We start from the raw sequence: 16,105 nt of genomic DNA on the forward strand, positions 1-16,105 counted from the left end.
CGGCCCCTCGGGCGAAAAGCCCCTCATGCCGGAGGTGCGCTACGGGCATACCATGACAAATGGGTCATTGCACTCTCATGTGCGGCGACCCGGAAGGGCGGCCCCGGCGTGTGAATGTGCCGGGGTCGTTGTGGCGCCGTCGCTCGTAGGTCCGGACCGACAGCGAATACCCGCGGCGTGGGGTGTCGCACCCCCCCTGTCTTCCTCCTCGCCGGTGCGAACGACCCCGCGCTGGGGCCCGAGGCCATGCGGGCCCACCTGGATGCAGTGGTACCCGAATGCCGAGCTCGAGGTGCTCCCGGACACAGGGCACTACGCGCCGGAAGAGTCCCCCGAGGCCGTCGCCGCGGCCGTCGAGTGGTACCTCGGCCGCTGAGGCTTCGGGATCAGGCCGCCGGGTCGGCGGAGCCGCCGTCCGTGGGTTCGGGTGTGGTGGCGATGAGGATCTGAGCGGCCTGGGTGATGTTGTCGGCGCGGACGGCACGGGCCATTGCTTCGCGGGCGGCGTCGGCGGTGGTGTCCGGGGGAACCACCAGCAGGGCGAAGTGGTCGTTGTGGCCGCGGGTGATGAGGACGGTGTCGTCGCCGACCGGGTCGGAGTCGAGGTGCACGACCTGGCCGTCGATGACCAGGCGGGCCGGGAGGCCGTTCCAGGCGGACGCGTCCACGCCCACCCGGGTGATCGGCCCGAGATGCCCCGACAACACGCTGATCAGCGCCGGCAGCTCGGTCTCGATGTCCCGGGTGCGCGGCCACCACGCACCGTCCAGAAGCCCCTCCCGGGACCGCGTGGTCTCCAGCCGCAGCAAGGCGGTACCCGGTTTGACCGCCTGGTGGATCTCATCCGGCAGGAGCAGCGGGGACGGGTGGGGGATGTCGGAGTCAGCCATGTGGGTTCGCCCGTCTACGGGTGCGGCCGTACTGCGCCGCAGGTCGGCACCGGTGCCGGTGCCGGTCGGGCGACGTGCGGCCTGTCGTCCTTTCACGGTACTCCCGCCGCCCGCTCCACCGCCCGCCGGAAAATACCTGGTCAGACCGGCCGTAGCCCGCCGAACAGGCGTACAGTTAAAGCACCGGGAGTACTTCGCACACCGGCTTTCATGCGGGTGTCGTTTCCGGCGATCGCCTAAAAACCGGGCTGCCGACGGGCAGTCCGGGGGCAGGTCCGCATCATGACCACGACCCTCGACCGGACCGCGTCCCGCGACCTCGCCGCAGAGCTCCCGGCACGCTTGTCCCTCACCCCGAAGACCACGCTCGCCGGCCTGCTGGACGGGGCCTGGTGGCCCCACTCCCGCGACCTCGAAGCCGAGCTTCCGCCGCTCGCCGCCGCCCTGGAGGAACCCTGGGGCCGCGTCACCCGCGTCACCGTGAACCCCACCCGCTGGCCCGTCGTCCCGCACACGGTTGCCGTGGACGGGCGCACGCTGCACGTGGGCTGGTTCACCGAACAGGACCCCGACAAACTGATCCTGCTCTCCTACACCGTCGGCCGCTGGGACCTCCTCGTCATCCCGCCCGAAACCGCACCCGCCGCCGCGGCCCGCCTGATGGCCGCCGCCGCGATCCCGGGCAGCGCCCTCACCGCCGCAGTCCTGATGGCCAACGAAACCGTCATCGGGCGCGGCATCCGCGACGCCCGCACTCGCCGGGAAGCCACCTGGGAGGGCGAGGGCGGGGCCTGCATGTCGCCCTTCGGGGAGCCGATGGGACGAAGCGCCCTCCCGCTGCCCGCGAACGGCTGGAGGTGAGGTCCGTGGAGACCATCGTCCTCATCGCGGTGACCATCCTCGCGATCGCCATCGGAATGCGCTGGATCCACCTGCTCAACGCCCAGCACGACGCGCGGATCGAGGCCTACCGCTTCAGCGACCCCCTGCCGAGACCTCCCGGCCTGCCGGACGACACCGGTCGTCGAGCCCACCGCACGGATGCCGACCGGTGAGGAACAGACCTTCCTCCGACCGGGGGCAGCGGTCGGGGCGCCACGGCGCCCCGATCCGCCGACTTCTCGCCCACTCAGAAAGGGAACACGCCTACGTGAAGTACATCGAGACCCAGACACTGCCATCGCTCGGGCATGCCGAGGTACGGATCATCGCGCACACGCCCGAAGCCGCCCGAGCAGTCGCGGAAGCCCTTCGCGGCTGCTTCGCCGCGCCGGAGCAGCGCAGCTATCCCGGCCTCGACGGCGACACCCGCCTCCACCTCACCGTGGACACTGCAACACCTGCCGGCCCCGCCCGCTCCTGGCTGGCCACCAGCAGGACCCCCGTCGGCACCGGCGCCCACTCCGACGAGACCTGAGAACCCCGACGAGCCCCAACGGGCCCCGGAGCCCACCCCCGCACACGAAAGGACGCGGTCATGGCCACACTGCGGGATCGCAAGACCTACCGCGAACAGGTGCTCCGGGTCCTGTACGAAGCCGTCGAAGGCAACCGGCTCCTCGGCATCACCGGAGCACAGCTGCGGCGCGACCTCCACGTACCGGAACAGGACCTGGCCGCCGCCTGCACCTACCTCGCGGGCGAAGGCCTGATCACCGTCGACTGGGAACCGGGCAACACCCCCGCGATGGCCACCCTCACCCACGCGGGAATCCGGCGCATGGAGGCCGAGGAGGAAGAGCACGGCTGAAATCCCCTCGCACACGCGAAGAGGGCCTGGCGCCCCCGTCGCTACGGGCGCGCTACTGCCAGGATTCTCACGGCGATAGGTGGCCTGTACCGCCGCAAAACATCACTGGTACCGGAGAAGCGCCAGGGCATACCATGATGAATGGGTCGGTGCACTCTCACGTGCAGCGCCCGGAAGGGCGGCCCCGGCGTGTGAATGTGCCGGGGCCGTTGTGTCACCCTCATCGCGCCGCAGGGAGCGGGGCATGATCCATTCAGCCGATATCCGCGAGTGGCGCGACTGCGACGTCGTCGACCCAAAAGGACACAGGATCGGCTCGCTGGAAGCGATCTACGTGCACACCGCTACCGACGAACCGGCCATGGCCACCGTCCTCACCGGCTTGCCCACCCGCCGGCGCCTGGTCTTCGTTCCTCTCGACGAGGCGATCGTGGGACCCGGCTACGTCAAGGTCGCGCACGCCAAGGCAGTCGTGAAGAAGGCCCCGGCCATCGGCACTGATGACATCCTGCCCGCCGAGCAGGAAGAAGCGATCTTCAAGCACTACGAGATGGCTTACCAGCCCGGCGCCCACGGCGAACGGAAGCTCGCGCGCCGCTGACCGCCCCGAGCCCCGTGCCAGAGGAGGTGTCCGCAATGGCGATCTTCCTGTTCCTGCTTCTCGTGGCCGTCATCCTGGGACTCATCGGCGCGGTGGTGGAGGGCATGCTCTATCTCCTGATCATCGCCATCCTGCTCGTCGTGGCCTACGTGGCCTTCATCGCCACACGACGGTCCCGACGCTCGCATCGCAGCCACCTTCGGTAGTACTCGCAGGGGCCTTCCACCCGTGCCCCATCCGTGCCCTTCGGAGGGGTGAACAGCGGTCGACAGGGGTACAGCGGCACCCTCGCAGCGGACCACCCAGCAACCGATATTTGCAGGTCAGAGGCCATATCGACACTCTGAGCTCCATAGATTCCCAAGCTTATGGCGCGGGTTCGATTCCCGTCATCCGCTCCATTGCAAAGCCCCAGGTCAGCGACCTGGGGCTTGTTTGTTGTCTAGGCCTCTCAGGGCTCGCGATGTCATTCGCGCGCCATAACTGCCTTCACCGTGCATCAGGTTGGGCCCAGGCGCGTACGCAACAGGTTCAGGAAGACGGTGCCGGCAGGGCTGGAGGGGCCGTCCGTCCGCCAGGCCAGGGCGACCCGGCCGCGTAGCCGTGGCTCGGTGATCTCCAGCGTCCGCAGCCCGAAGGCCGACGCCGCGCCTGCGGGCAGGGCCGGGAGCACCGCCACGCCGAGACCGCGGGCGGCAAGCTGTGCAAGGAACGGCGGAGCGGCTGCCTCGAAGGCGATGCGGGGCTGGAAACCGGCCTGAGTGCACGCGCGGTCGAGCACTCCACGGATACCCGTGCCGCGCGGCAGACTGATCAGCGGACGGTCGCGGAGCTCTGCCAACGGAATGTGCGTGCGGTCCGGGGGCGTGAGGGCGGGGTCGTCCGGGGCGACCGCCGCGACCAGGGGTTCGTCCACCAGGACCTGGATGGAGATGCCTGGCGGGGGCTCCTCGTCCGCGAGTCCGATCACGGCGATGTCGAGTTCCCCTCGGTGCAGCGCGGCGAGCATCCGCTCCGAGGTGTCCTCGGTGAGGGTGATCTCCACCTGGGGGTGGCCCCTATGGAAGCGGGCCAGAATGCCGGCCAGGTCGGAGTCGTGGGCTGCCGCGGACGCGCCCGAGACGAGGCCGAGGGTGACGTGACCACGCAACAGTCCGGTGAACTCGTCTGCGGTCTGCCGTACCGCTTCGACTGCGGAGAGCGCGGCCCGCGCGTACGGCAGTACGGCCTCGCCCACCTCCGTCAGGGTCACCGACCGACCGGAGCGGTCGAGCAGCGGGTGCCCGAGTTCCTTTTCGAGCCGGCGGACTTGGGCGCTCACCCCAGGCTGCGCCAGGTGCAGCCGGGCGGCGGCGCGGGTGAAGTTGGCTTCCTCCACGACCGTGACGAAGTAGCGCAGCTGCCGAATGTCCATAACTGATCATGCTAGTTGCGAGACATGCAAACTCTTGGACTTATGGCGGGCCTGCCGAGAGCCTTGAGGCCATGGGGAATACGACGCACCGCAGACCAGCCTCGGAGATCAGGGCCGCGATCGCGGCCGAACGCAGGGAGCTGGCGGTCATCCTGGACGGCCTGTCGGCCGAGGAGTGGAACGCGCCGACCCTGTGCGGGGGGTGGCGGGTACGGGAAGTCGCGGCCCACATGACGATGGGGTTCCGGTACTCGCTCACCAAGATGGCGTGGGAACTGATCAGAGCGCGGGGCAGCCTCCACCAGATGACCGACCGATGCGCCCACAAGGACGCGGCCGCCCATTCGACGCGCGAGCTCGCCGCATTGCTCGGCGACAACGCGGATCACCCCTGGAGGCCGCCGGTCGGCGGCATCGAGGCGGCCCTGGGCCACGACGTGATCCACGGCCTGGACATCACGGTCGCCCTGGGCCTCGGCCGTCAGGTTCCCGAGGATCGCTTGCGCATCCTCCTGGAGGGCGTCGACGCCAAAACCCTCAAGTTCTTCGGAGCCGACCTGGGCGGCATCGAGCTCCGCGCCGACGACCTCGACTGGTCCTTCGGTACCGGCACGCCCCTGCACGGAACCGCACAGGACCTCCTCCTGGTCGCGTACGGCCGACGGCTCCCCCCAGGGCACTTCAGCGGCGAACCGGGCGACCGCTTCCTCGCTGCGCGGGCATGAAGGCCCGCCTTCCCAACCCGGAGACGTCGAACGGACATGGCCGCACAACCATCCACGTTCTGGAGCCAACGAACATGCGCATCCGACTCCTCCAGGGACTCGCCCTGCTCGCCACCGGCCTCCTCGCCGGCGCGTTCGGCTACGGCGCGGCCAACCTCGTCCCCACCTTCAACGCAGTACCGCTCGACATGCGGCTGTCATTCCACGCCGAGCTGATGAAGATGAACGGCATCACCATGCAGGCGGCGATGGCCGTGTCGACGCTGAGCTCCCTCGCTCTCGCGGCCCTGACACGCGGCCGCGCCCGGCTGATCGCGGGTACCGCAGCCCTGCTGACCTTCGCGTCCTTCCTGATAACGCGGCTTGGCAATGTGCCGATCAACGGCCGGATCAAGGAATGGGCACGCACCTCGGCACCGGTCGATCACGCGGAGATCCTGCGGCGCTGGGAACTCTTCAACAACCTGCGCACGCTCACCGCCCTAGCCGCGTTCGTTCTGCTGATCATCCTCGCCCTGAGGCAACCGCCGGCTGGCCGCAACACGTCAGGCTGATCCCGCTCCCCTCCCGGACGTCTCGGCAGTCGTGAAGATCCGGTCCAGGTGGTGACGGAGCACCGCGATCGCCGACTCCGGACTCCGCTGGCCCACGAGGATGCTGGTGCCCATGGCCGCCGCCATCGCGAGCAGACTGATCGCCTCCGTGCGCGCGTCGGCGTCCGGGTCGGCCAGGCCTGAGCTCTGCGCCTGTTCGATGAGGCCGGTCAGGGCGTGCTCCGCGGCGTCGGGGTTGTCGATGAAGGGCTGGGCGGCCAGGGCCTCGTCGGTGACCGACAGGATCGCGTACGAGCTGTACAGCAGGTGGAACGTGCGGCTCTCCTCGTCGGTCGGCAGCGAGGCCAGCAGCAGTGCCTCCACCGTGGTGCGCGGGCCCGGGTCCGGGCCCGCGGCGGCCAGTCGGGCGCCCACCCGCGCGGTGAAGCGGTCGGTCAGGTGGCGGAGGCCGTAGAAGAGCAGCTTCTCCTTGGTCTCGAAGTAGTACTGCACGAGCCGGAGCGACACTCCCGCCTCCGCGGCCACGTCGCGCATACCGACGGCGTGCAGTCCGCGCCGCCCCGCGACCTGGATGAGCGCCTCGGCGATCTGGGCGCGCCGCTCCTCGTGATCCACACGCTTCGGCATGTTCCCGTGTCTCCGCCTGTCGCCTGTCGATGGTGGGTTCGTGCTCCGCTGCCCGAACCCCTTCATGGTACCGATGTACCACATTGATGATACGGTCGTACCACGAAGAACGGATCTTCACAGGAGGTGCCGCCGTGCCCGAGAACACCGCCCGCGTACGCCGCGATGTCGGCCGCTACGTCAACGACACTCTGCGCGACCGCTACTTCGCCGCCGAGGACGTGCTCCACGCGATGGGGGCACCCATCCGCTCCGAGAGGGACGTCGAGACGACCTTCGGCACCACGCACGTCTACCGGTACGGGCCCGCGGACCCCGCCGCCGAGTCCCGGACGCCGATCGTCCTGATCCACGGCGCGGCCTACTCCTCCGCCATGTGGTTCCCCAACACCCCCGGGCTCAGCCTCGACCGCCCCGTCTACGCCCTCGACACCCCGGGCGACGCGAACCGCAGCGTCCACCGCGAGCCCATGTGGCAGCCCGAGCGCGCCGCGCAGTGGATGGACGAGGCCCTCGACGCGCTCGGCCTCGACCGGGTGCACCTCGTCGGCTCCTCCTACGGCGGCTGGCTCGTGCTCAACCAAGCCCACCGGCGGCCCGAACGGCTGGCCTCGGTCACCGCCCTGGACCCCGGCGGCCTGGAGAAGGTCGGCCTGCGCTTCTTCGTCTGGATCTTCATCAGCCTGTTCGCCACCTTCGCCCCGAAGGCGCTGCGCCCCCGACTCGCCAAGTGGCTGGACCAGCCGGTCCTCGCCATCCCCGAGATGCGCGAGTGGATCCAGCTCGGCGCCCGCGCGTACCGGATCCGCCGTCCCGCACCCCTGCCGCTGGCCGAGGACGCGCTGCGGTCCATCCGGACCCCGCTCTACGTCATCATGGGCAAGCACAGCCTGCTCGTACACCCCAAGCGGCAGCTGGAACGCGTTCCGCGCCTCGTTCCCGGAGCCCGCGCCGAGATCATCACGGCGACGGGGCACGGCCCGCAGATCGACCACCCCGACGTGGTCAACGCCCGGATGCTGTCCTTCATGGAAGACGTCGACTCCCTCGACCCTGCTGCGATCGGCGGCGCATAGGGCTACGGGGGTGACGCCTCGGGCGCCTGGAAGAGCACATCCGCCGTGTGCAACGGGGTCGGTAGGGTGACGACGTGTCTACGCTGCCGCTGATCCTCTTGCTGTCCGGAAGCCTGCGGGCCGGTTCGTCCAACGAGGCGGTACTGCGCACTGCGCAAGCAGTGGCCGCGTCGCAGGTACGCACCGCCGTGTACGAGGGGTTGGCCGCGCTTCCGCATTTCAACCCCGACGACGACACCGATCCGCTGCCCGCGCCTGTGGTCGAGCTACGGGCGGCGATCGGCGAGGCGGCTGCGGTGTTGATCTGCACTCCGGAGTACGCGGGCACTCTGCCCGGCGCGTTCAAGAACCTGCTGGACTGGACGATCGGCGGCACCGAGATCTGCGACAAGCCCGTGGCCTGGGTGAACGCCGCCTCCCCCGGACGTGGTCAGGGTGCGGAGGCCACGCTGCGACTCGTACTCGGCTACACCGGAGCCGCCATCGTGGAATCGGCCTGCGCCAGGATTCCGGTGCCCTCCCATATGGTCGGCGCCGACGGACTCATCACCGATCCGCATGTGCGCGAGCAGGTGGGCGAAGTGCTTGCCGTACTGACAGACGCTCGCGAACAGGCGGCCGATCCCGACCGGGCATAGCGTCCCTCACCACGCGCCCCGCCCTACCGCCCGTCAGCCGGACCCGGTGAACTGGCCGGTGCCCACCACCTTGAGGAGGGCGAGGCGTTCGCCGGTGTCGCTGCCGACGGGCGGGGTGTACAGGACCACGCGCTGATCCCCCTCCGGGGCGAGCAGGACCTGGCAGTCCAGGTCGACCGGGCCGATCAGCGGGTGCAGGACACGCATGCGCGATGCCCGGCGTACGGCGACCTCGTGCAGTTCCCACAGTCCGGTGAACTCCTCGCCGGATCCTTTCAGTCGCTCCACCAGGCGGGTCGCGGCCGGGTCGGCGGCCCGTCGGCCCACGGCTGCCCGCAGGTCCGCCACATGCAGCCGGCTGTAGTACTCGTGCTCCTCCGGCGGGTACGCGGTGCGCTGGGCCGCGTCGGCGAACCAGCGCCACACCACGTTGCGGCCGTGCTCGGACACCGAACAGACGCCGCCCAGCAGCGCCTCGGCCATCGCGTTCTGGGCCAGGACGTCACCGAGATCGCTGAGCACCTGCACTGGCGTGCCCGGCAGTTGGTCCAGCAGGTGCAGCAGTCCCGGGCTCACGTGGTCGCCCGAGGTGCGGGCGGCCGGGGGGCGCCGGCCGGCAAGGAGGTGGAGGTGGTCGCGTTCGTCGCCGGACAGACGCAGGGCGCGGGCCAGGGCGGCGAGCATCTCCGACGAGGGCTGCGGGCCGCGGGCCTGTTCGAGGCGGATGTAGTAGTCGGCGGACATGCCCGCGAGCTGGGCGACCTCCTCGCGGCGCAGGCCCGGCGTACGCCTCCGGGGGCCGACGGGCAGACCCGCGTCCTGGGGCCGGACCCGGTCGCGCGAGCGGCGCAGGAAGTCGGCGAGTGCCTCACGGTCGATCTTCATACGGTCATCCTGCCGGACGGTCCGGGGCTCAACCAGGGACTGCCGATCCCAGGGTAGGGAGGTCTCTCCCGACCGTTGCCGGACGGCGGCACTGTGGGTCTGGCCGGAGCACGAACGCCCCGGCCGACACAGCAGACAGGGAGCATTCCATGGCCACCGTCACCGTCAACGGCGCACAGGTCCACTACGAGAAGGCCGGCTCGGGCCCCGCCCTGGTCCTGGTCCACGGCACCGGATCGGCCGGCGCCGCCGTCAACTGGGGTCAGACCGCGCCCCGCTTCACCCCGCACCACACGGTGATCACCCCGGACCTGTCCGGCACCGAAGCGACCGTCGACGACGGCGCCCCGCTGACCGCCGAGGGCCTCGCCGCCCAGGTCATCGCCGTCATCGAGGACGCGGCTGACGGGCCCGTCGACCTGCTGGGCTTCTCGATGGGCTCCACCGTCACCGCCACGGTCGCCGCCCTGCGCCCCGACCTGGTGCGGCGGCTGATCCTCGTCGCCGGCTGGGCCCACACCGACGGCGACGAATACCTGCGCAGCCTCTTCACCCTCTGGCAGGACCTCGGCGCCTCCGTCCCCGCCTCCTTCGGCCGCGCGGTGACGATGACCGGCTTCAGCCGCGGCTTCCTCAATTCCATCGGCCGCGACCAGTTCGAGGCCCTCATCCCCAACATGCCGCCCACCCCCGGCACCCTCCGCCACATCGCCTATGACCTGAGGGTGGACATCCGGCCCCTGCTGCCGCTCATCGAGGCCCCCACCCTCGTGATCGGGGGCACCCAGGACATCACGATCCCGGTCCAGCACAGCCGCGCCCTCCACGCCGCGATCGCGGACAGTTCCTATGCCGAGATCGACGCCGGCCACGTCATGTTCTTCGAGCAGGAGGACGTCTTCACCGAGCTCGTCACCCGGTTCATCGAGGGCCCCGTCACGGCCGACGCGTGAGCGGAGACCGGCCCACAACACCATGGGGATTCGCACACTCGCCACGTCGCAGGCAGACGGTCAATCACCCACTCGAAGAACCAACTTGGCGGGGGCGGACTGCGAGCCCGCCCCCGCGACTCAGCTGGTGATCACCAATGACCACCGATCGGTTGGTGGCCGGCTGTAAGCGGCGCCGACTACGGATACGGAGCGGAGCCCTTCGACGACACGCCACCCAACGACCCACCCCTGTCCGAACCCTCAAGGCCGGGGCGGCTGACATCCGCCCCCCGGACCGTCACGCTTCGCGCAGCCGTCTCGGCAGGTGCTTTGCCCGGATCCGGATCCCCGATGCCCTCGACCCGGGCGACGACGCGACCGCGGCAGCCCACATCGCCGTCCTCGCGGAAACGCTCTCGCAGGCCCCGATGACACCTGCACCCCAGGGCAACACTCAGCCCGCGGTGCCCCTCGGGTCGAAGTCCCGGGGCTGCTCGCCTGCGTAAGCGGTGGACAGCGCGGTCCATCCTGGGCGCGCGCTCATCGCCCCACCGATCAACCCTTGGCGAACGGGCCCTTCGGCGACCTGAAGCAGCAGGGTTGCGGCCGTTCCCCTCGAGGGGTCGTGGTTCCGGCAGGGCGAGACCGGGCACTGCTGCTCACCTGTGCAGACGCAGCAGCGTCTCGTCACAAACGTGTGACAGAGACGGCTGATTCGGCGACGAATGCCACTACTCAGCAACAAATAACGAGATGTGACCCTCAATCACTTTGTAAGTGACAACGCCTGGTTGATAGACATGGAACGCCAGTTCTGGCCACGGGTGTTCGAGTGGCTTGTTGTGAGAGGTGCGGGGGTGAGCTCGTGAAGTTCGACATGGGTAACACGGCGTTGTCGGGGCTGAAGTCCCGGACGCAGGGTTCGACTGAGGATCTCGATGGTCTGATCCGACAGCTGATTGCCGCTGCCGCGCCGTTGGAGGGCAAGTTCCACGGTTCGGGCAAGGTGGCCTTCGACCAGTTCAAGGAGCACTCGGACGAGGTGACGGCCGCGCTGAACAGTGCGCTGCGCTCGATCCTGGGTGGTCAGTCGGGGATGGACACGTCGTTCGGCCAGGGTGACCAGGAGTCGGCGGACAACGCCAAGCAGCAGATGGCGGCGGCGAACTTCGACGCGGCTCGTTTCTCGGGCCGCTAGGCAGACGGGGGTAGTTGACATGGGTGGAACGGGTACGGACCGGCGTAGCTACGACCTCGGCGCCTCGACCGAGGTGCAGGGGTCGCTGGACGGCATCATCGGCCGGCTGGAGACGGTGCTCCGCGAGCGCGAGTCGGCGGTGAAGGCGGCGATGGCCGACTTCCAGGCCGACGGCGTGTCGGACGAGTACCACGGCAAGGAGCAGCGCTGGGACAAGGCGGCCGCCGAGGTCCGCGCGATCATCGCGCTGCTGCGTTCGACGATGACGAAGAACGACGGCACCGCGCGCCAGACGCTGACCAGGGCCAAGGCCGCGGTCGACGCCATCGGCTGACGCCGGGGCACGGGAAAGAAACGTCTTACGAAACGGGGGACATCGTGTCCAATTGGGACATCAAGCCGGATGGCGTTCGTGGGGTCCTCAGCAAGACCGTCGAGGCCGGGGGCAAGTTCGAGGACGAGTTCACAGCGTACGGCGACGGCTTGGTGGGCGCCGCGACGTGGGCGGGCACGATGGTTCTGGGCGGGACCGAGATCCCCAAGGGGGGTGCGTTCGGTCCCGTGGCCCAGGCGCTGCAGGAGTTCCAGCAGCACACGGAGAACGACGTGAAATTCCTTCCGGTCCGGACGGCGAAGTCCATCACCGGGGCGCGCCTGGCCACTGAGGAGTACCTCAAGGGCGACCTGCAGATGGCGAAGAACAAGCAGGAGGAGTACTCCAAGGCTCCGACTCCGGAAGAGATGAAGGGCCCCAAGAAGTGATCGACCTGGGGAAGATACCGACCTTCACGGGCAATCTGGAGACTTTGGAGACGCATGCGACGTCGCTGAAGACGACTGCCTCCGGCATTCGCGGTACGGGCAAGGACGTTCACAACGCGTTTCAGGCGTTGGATCCGGTCTACGACGCCCCCGAGCAGGAGGAGTTGCTCAATTCGACGATTCCGGTGCGGGACAAGGCGGACGAGTTCGCGAAGAAGCTGGAGTCCGTCAGCGGTGCGCTGACGAGCTTCGCGTCGACCGCCCGTCCGCTGGTGGACAAGATGAAGCAGCTCCGCGAGGATGCGGAGAAGTTCGTCGCGGACAACAAGGACGATGACGACTGGCAGCAGGACCAGGGCAAGATCGACGAGAACGCGCGTCTTGTCCGTGAGGTCGGTACGACGTGGGTGGCGTTCCAGGGCGTCGAACGGGATGCGGCCAACAAGATCACCTCATTGGTGGGTGGTACGCATTTCGTCGTCGATGACGGTTCGCACAAGGCCGGCATGTACGGCTTCAAGGAAAGCGACGTCAAGGATGCCAAGGAGACGCCTTGGGGGACGGTCGACGAGCGTGAGTACACGGGTCTGCGGGCTGCGTGGGAGTGGACGAAGGACAATGTCGGCGGTGCGCTGAAGGGGTTCTTCGTCGACGGTGTCTGGGGCACGCTCAAGGGCCTGGGCAGCATGGTCAACGTGTTCGACTGGGACAACTTCAAGAAGACCTGGTCGGGCATCGGCGACGTCTTCGGCGGTGTCAGCGGCTACCTCATCACGCCGTACGACTGGGTGCTCGACAAGACGCTCGGCCCGGAGGACCACACTGACCGTGAACGCCAGAAGGCGGCCCTGCGCAACTTCGGCAAGTCGATGGTCGCGTGGGACGAATGGGGCAAGGACCCCTCGCGGGCGGTCGGGACGGTGCTGTTCAACGGTCTGACCCTCGGCTCGGGCTCCCTCCTCAAGCTCGGCAAGGCCGGCCAGGCCGGGAAGCTGGGTGCGGCCGCGGAGGCCGCGACCTTGCTGGGCAAGGCGGGCGCGCTCGTCGACCCGATGAGCTACCTCGGCAAGGCGGCGGGCATCACCAAGCTCAAGGTCGGCGACTTCATGGAGGGCCTCAAGGCCAGCCAGGCGGGCGTGGACGACATGGCCCGCAACATGCCGACCGGCACCGCGCCGCACCCGGGCGAGGTTCCCGCGGCTCCCGGCCGTTCGGGGGAGCCGGCCTCCACTCCGTCCCACTCGGGCGACGGAGCTTCCCACTCCTCCGGCTCCGGCGAGAAGACGCCGCCTGGGCGTGAGTACGTCGACCATGCGGGCAACAAGCGCGTCATCGGCGATGACGGGTACATCAGGGACGAACACGGCAACGTCGTTCGCGACACCGAACCCGTCAGGGAGCCGCACAAGGACGACCTGCCCAACGTCCACGAGCACGAGACCGCTCCGGTCAAGGAAGAGGCGAAGGTCCTCGAAGGCGCGGGCGGCCCCAGCCACGTGGAGAGTGCGGCGGGCCACCCGACCGGGACGACCACCCACCCCGTCGGTGGGACGGCCACCCACACTCCAGGCAGCACAGCCGACAACACGGCGCACAACAACCACACCACACCAGGTGGCGGTGGCTCCGGGACCCACAGCAGCACCGGCAGCACCGCGACCGGCGGCGGCACTGCCACCCATGGCGACACCACCACGACGGGCGGCGACGGCCACGGCGGCGGCTCGGGCGTTCCCCACCAGGGTGACGGCGGCGGCCACGACGCCTCGAGCAGCTCCCCCGATGCAGGCAGCCAGGGCGACGCACCCGATGCTTCGACAGGTGGTGCCGGAGACCAGCCGATGGACCCCAAGGTGGTCGACGAACGCATCAAGGAGTTGGACGACCGACAGGGTGGCCAGGGGCACGCACCAGGCCGTCACCTTTACCCTGACGACCAGGCCCTCATCGACCGGCTTGGGACGGTACTCCTTGACAGCAATGGAACTCCCAAGGTGTACGGGCCGGCTTCCAACTACCCCGGACTCCTCAAGTCCGAAAACAACATCGACCCGTTGACCGGCACGACGGTGGACGGCGTGAACGGCGGCGTGCACCGAGTTGGCCCCTATGCCACCCGCTTCGACAACGCAGAAGACATGGTGCGTGCGGATGCATATTTCCGTGACGAAATCGCGCGCACCGGAGAGGTGCCGAAAGAGACGTCGATTGAGGACATATTGGGTCCTGGAGCTCACGATGAATTTAGCGGCTACTATCGCGATCCGGCCAACCCGACTGCCTTCAAACCGGTAGACTTCGAAGGCGGATCAATCGTTCCGGTCTATCGACTCCATGATGGCAAGTGGGATCTGCACACCATGTTCGCCAACCCGGCACCCGGCCGCCACCCGTGAAAGAGAAATTGAATGGAAGAGCGATTCGAGCGGTTCGTCAAGACATATCTCAACCTCACGGAAGGATATGATACGAGCGGCTACCTCAGGCCTACACTTATGGGATTCAACGAATCGTTCGTTGAAGCGGTTCGTTCAGGTTTCACCCAGGCTCTGGCAGACGACTCGTTCGGGCCGGCCGAATATGAGCGGCTGACCGATATCGAATTCTCCGACAGGGAAACTCTTCACGCCTACCTCCAGGCCATGTATGACTATCTGTTCAATGGTGCGCCGGAGCAGCCGACGCCGCCGGGTTAATGGAGTGTTCTCGCTGGCGGTGGCCGTGGTCGGCTGCCGTCGCTTCATGGAGAACCGTGGGGACGACGTGGTGGAGCCCGAAGCCTGGCCCTTGCCAGGCGTTCGGGGTGCCGTTCTTCTCCGTGCCTGACGAGCTGAAGTTCCTGGGACAGTGGGTGACGGCCGACATCCGGCGCTCGCCGCTGAAAGTCCTGGAGGCGATCGACCTGGTGAACGAAACCAAGGCCAACCCGGACTTCGCACCGGAGGATCTGAACGGAAAGGCGCATACCGTCACCATCAGCCCGCAGGGCGTCAGGGTGGAGAACCACTACGTCGAGCACGTTCAGGGTGACTACTCCCTCGACGACGCGTTCCCGGTCCTGGCCGACTTCTGGGACTACTGCCGCCTGGCGAATCCCGAAGAGGCCGAATCGCGACGACGCGAATACGCTGCGGAGCGCGGTCGCGATTCGCTGGACGGACATGATGCACACACGCCGGGACTCGGAGTGGCTCATCAAGAGCGTCGTGCCGCATGACTACATCAGCGGACCGTGACGACGACCGACGGGCGGAATGCGAAAGGATGCCACTCGTGACCCGCTTCACTGAATTGCTCGGCACGGATTTCGACGGCGAGCCGACGACGGATATCGACGATGTGATCTTCGGGGCCTTCGACGAGCCCGGACACCGGGACCGCGTGGCCGGACTCGTCGAGCTGATGAACGATCCCGCCGAACCGGAGATCGAGCGTTTCCTGGCCTGCGTGGCGCTGGCGACCTGGGGTGAGACGGCCGGGTACGAGGCGGTCATCCGGGCTGCCGCGGACCCCGGGAACACGCTTTGGCACGAGTTCTCGATCGACCGCAAGTTCTCGGTCGACAGCACCTTCGCGCAGCTCGCGGACGCGGTGGCCGATGGGGACCTGGCGCAGGAGAAGGGGACCGGACCACTGCGCGTGGAGGCGGCCCGCTCCTTGGTGCGGCTCGCCGACAGCCAGTACTTCGAGGACAGGCTGGGCGAGTTGTTCGACAACGCCACGCTGCGGGCGCTGCTGGACGACATCAAGGAGGTGGTCGACCTGGGCGTGCGGTCCCTGGCGGCGGGCGAGAAGCGCCTGTTCGACCTGCCCACGCAGTTGGTCGACCTGGCCAGTGCGGTGTCGGTTCTCGATGGCCCCCTGGGTGTGCACATGGCCCTGAGCGTGCTGAACGTCAGCTCCTCCCCCCGCCCGCTGAACCACGCCGTCGCCCTCGTGTATCGCGCCAAGGGGCCGGAGGCCCGGCAATTCGCCGATTACCTGCTGGCAGTGGGCGACGAGAAGGTGCGCGCTGAGGTCCGCGAGGCGCTGGGCCAGGAACGGCAGTGA

The 16,105-nt window shown here is 68.5% G+C and carries 23 protein-coding genes; 19 read left to right on the forward strand and 4 right to left on the reverse strand.

The window, feature by feature from the left end; all coding sequences use genetic code 11:
• Positions 1 to 262 precede the first annotated feature (262 nt).
• Positions 263 to 376 carry an alpha/beta fold hydrolase gene (locus OG299_RS42760; protein ID WP_405701713.1) on the forward strand — a complete coding sequence of 38 codons (114 nt, stop codon included), beginning with the start codon at positions 263 to 265 and terminating at the stop codon, positions 374 to 376.
• A gap of 10 nt (positions 377 to 386) precedes the next feature.
• On the opposite strand, the gene OG299_RS19235 is transcribed toward OG299_RS42760, so the two are convergent.
• On the reverse strand, positions 387 to 890 hold the full coding sequence (locus tag OG299_RS19235) for a DUF5994 family protein (protein WP_266627224.1): 504 nt from the start codon (positions 888 to 890) through the stop codon (positions 387 to 389).
• Positions 891 to 1,172: 282 nt separating this feature from the next.
• Here OG299_RS19235 and OG299_RS19240 point away from each other — a divergent pair, with 282 nt between their 5' ends.
• From OG299_RS19240 to OG299_RS19265, 6 genes are all read left to right on the forward strand, one after another.
• Positions 1,173 to 1,751, forward strand: a complete 579-nt coding sequence (locus OG299_RS19240; RefSeq protein WP_327362106.1) for a DUF5994 family protein — start codon at positions 1,173 to 1,175, stop codon at positions 1,749 to 1,751.
• Between the two features lie 5 nt (positions 1,752 to 1,756).
• Complete coding sequence (locus tag OG299_RS19245) at positions 1,757 to 1,945, forward strand: hypothetical protein (protein WP_327362107.1); 189 nt, start codon at positions 1,757 to 1,759, stop codon at positions 1,943 to 1,945.
• Between the two features lie 95 nt (positions 1,946 to 2,040).
• Positions 2,041 to 2,307: a hypothetical protein gene (locus OG299_RS19250; RefSeq protein ID WP_266627227.1), complete on the forward strand. Its 267-nt coding sequence runs from the start codon at positions 2,041 to 2,043 to the stop codon at positions 2,305 to 2,307.
• Between the two features lie 60 nt (positions 2,308 to 2,367).
• Positions 2,368 to 2,640: a hypothetical protein gene (locus tag OG299_RS19255; RefSeq protein WP_266627228.1), complete on the forward strand. Its 273-nt coding sequence runs from the start codon at positions 2,368 to 2,370 to the stop codon at positions 2,638 to 2,640.
• A 244-nt stretch (positions 2,641 to 2,884) separates the two neighbouring features.
• Positions 2,885 to 3,241 carry a PRC-barrel domain-containing protein gene (locus OG299_RS19260; RefSeq protein ID WP_243628990.1) on the forward strand — a complete coding sequence of 119 codons (357 nt, stop codon included), beginning with the start codon at positions 2,885 to 2,887 and terminating at the stop codon, positions 3,239 to 3,241.
• Positions 3,242 to 3,276: 35 nt separating this feature from the next.
• Entirely contained in the window at positions 3,277 to 3,447 is a 171-nt protein-coding gene (locus tag OG299_RS19265; RefSeq protein ID WP_327362108.1) for a hypothetical protein, read from the forward strand.
• 293 nt (positions 3,448 to 3,740) lie between these two features.
• Here the strand turns inward: OG299_RS19265 and OG299_RS19270 are convergent, their stop codons facing one another.
• Positions 3,741 to 4,655: a LysR family transcriptional regulator gene (locus tag OG299_RS19270; RefSeq protein WP_327362109.1), complete on the reverse strand. Its 915-nt coding sequence runs from the start codon at positions 4,653 to 4,655 to the stop codon at positions 3,741 to 3,743.
• Between the two features lie 71 nt (positions 4,656 to 4,726).
• Here OG299_RS19270 and OG299_RS19275 point away from each other — a divergent pair, with 71 nt between their 5' ends.
• Entirely contained in the window at positions 4,727 to 5,380 is a 654-nt protein-coding gene (locus OG299_RS19275; RefSeq protein ID WP_327362110.1) for a maleylpyruvate isomerase family mycothiol-dependent enzyme, read from the forward strand.
• Positions 5,381 to 5,454: 74 nt separating this feature from the next.
• A complete protein-coding gene (locus OG299_RS19280) occupies positions 5,455 to 5,934 on the forward strand; it encodes an anthrone oxygenase family protein (RefSeq protein WP_327362111.1) in 480 nt (159 codons plus the stop codon).
• On the opposite strand, the gene OG299_RS19285 is transcribed toward OG299_RS19280, so the two are convergent.
• The gene (locus tag OG299_RS19285; RefSeq protein WP_327362112.1) at positions 5,926 to 6,561 is read right to left on the reverse strand and encodes a TetR/AcrR family transcriptional regulator; all 636 of its coding nucleotides are present in this window, start codon (positions 6,559 to 6,561) and stop codon (positions 5,926 to 5,928) included. The two genes, OG299_RS19280 and OG299_RS19285, sit on opposite strands and share 9 nt — an antisense overlap.
• Positions 6,562 to 6,695: 134 nt before the next feature.
• On the opposite strand from OG299_RS19285, the gene OG299_RS19290 reads away from it, so the two are divergent.
• The gene (locus OG299_RS19290; RefSeq protein WP_327362113.1) at positions 6,696 to 7,637 is read left to right on the forward strand and encodes an alpha/beta fold hydrolase; all 942 of its coding nucleotides are present in this window, start codon (positions 6,696 to 6,698) and stop codon (positions 7,635 to 7,637) included.
• 74 nt (positions 7,638 to 7,711) lie between these two features.
• Positions 7,712 to 8,275, forward strand: coding sequence for an NADPH-dependent FMN reductase (locus tag OG299_RS19295; RefSeq protein ID WP_327362114.1), 564 nt, complete (start codon positions 7,712 to 7,714; stop codon positions 8,273 to 8,275).
• Positions 8,276 to 8,308: 33 nt separating this feature from the next.
• On the opposite strand, the gene OG299_RS19300 is transcribed toward OG299_RS19295, so the two are convergent.
• Complete coding sequence (locus OG299_RS19300) at positions 8,309 to 9,160, reverse strand: helix-turn-helix transcriptional regulator (RefSeq protein ID WP_266627250.1); 852 nt, start codon at positions 9,158 to 9,160, stop codon at positions 8,309 to 8,311.
• A 149-nt stretch (positions 9,161 to 9,309) separates the two neighbouring features.
• On the opposite strand from OG299_RS19300, the gene OG299_RS19305 reads away from it, so the two are divergent.
• The 8 genes from OG299_RS19305 (at position 9,310) to OG299_RS19340 (ending at position 16,105) form a co-directional block, all read left to right on the forward strand.
• Positions 9,310 to 10,113 (forward strand): alpha/beta fold hydrolase, encoded by an 804-nt coding sequence (locus tag OG299_RS19305; protein WP_327362115.1) that lies wholly within the window; start codon positions 9,310 to 9,312, stop codon positions 10,111 to 10,113.
• Positions 10,114 to 10,960: 847 nt separating this feature from the next.
• On the forward strand, positions 10,961 to 11,293 hold the full coding sequence (locus tag OG299_RS19310) for a hypothetical protein (protein ID WP_327362117.1): 333 nt from the start codon (positions 10,961 to 10,963) through the stop codon (positions 11,291 to 11,293).
• A 19-nt stretch (positions 11,294 to 11,312) separates the two neighbouring features.
• A complete protein-coding gene (locus OG299_RS19315) occupies positions 11,313 to 11,627 on the forward strand; it encodes a pore-forming ESAT-6 family protein (protein ID WP_266627255.1) in 315 nt (104 codons plus the stop codon).
• 44 nt (positions 11,628 to 11,671) lie between these two features.
• Complete coding sequence (locus OG299_RS19320; RefSeq protein WP_266627257.1) at positions 11,672 to 12,055, forward strand: DUF6507 family protein; 384 nt, start codon at positions 11,672 to 11,674, stop codon at positions 12,053 to 12,055.
• Positions 12,052 to 14,451 (forward strand): hypothetical protein, encoded by a 2,400-nt coding sequence (locus OG299_RS19325; protein WP_327362118.1) that lies wholly within the window; start codon positions 12,052 to 12,054, stop codon positions 14,449 to 14,451. The genes OG299_RS19320 and OG299_RS19325 overlap by 4 nt, the downstream gene beginning before the upstream one ends.
• A 12-nt stretch (positions 14,452 to 14,463) precedes the next feature.
• Positions 14,464 to 14,751 carry a hypothetical protein gene (locus OG299_RS19330; RefSeq protein ID WP_266627260.1) on the forward strand — a complete coding sequence of 96 codons (288 nt, stop codon included), beginning with the start codon at positions 14,464 to 14,466 and terminating at the stop codon, positions 14,749 to 14,751.
• A 107-nt stretch (positions 14,752 to 14,858) separates the two neighbouring features.
• Positions 14,859 to 15,272, forward strand: a complete 414-nt coding sequence (locus tag OG299_RS19335; RefSeq protein WP_327362119.1) for a hypothetical protein — start codon at positions 14,859 to 14,861, stop codon at positions 15,270 to 15,272.
• 56 nt (positions 15,273 to 15,328) lie between these two features.
• Positions 15,329 to 16,105, forward strand: a complete 777-nt coding sequence (locus tag OG299_RS19340) for a hypothetical protein (protein ID WP_327362120.1) — start codon at positions 15,329 to 15,331, stop codon at positions 16,103 to 16,105.

Source organism: Streptomyces sp. NBC_01296 (genome assembly GCF_035984415.1).
Taxonomy (GTDB): Bacteria; Actinomycetota; Actinomycetes; order Streptomycetales; family Streptomycetaceae; genus Streptomyces.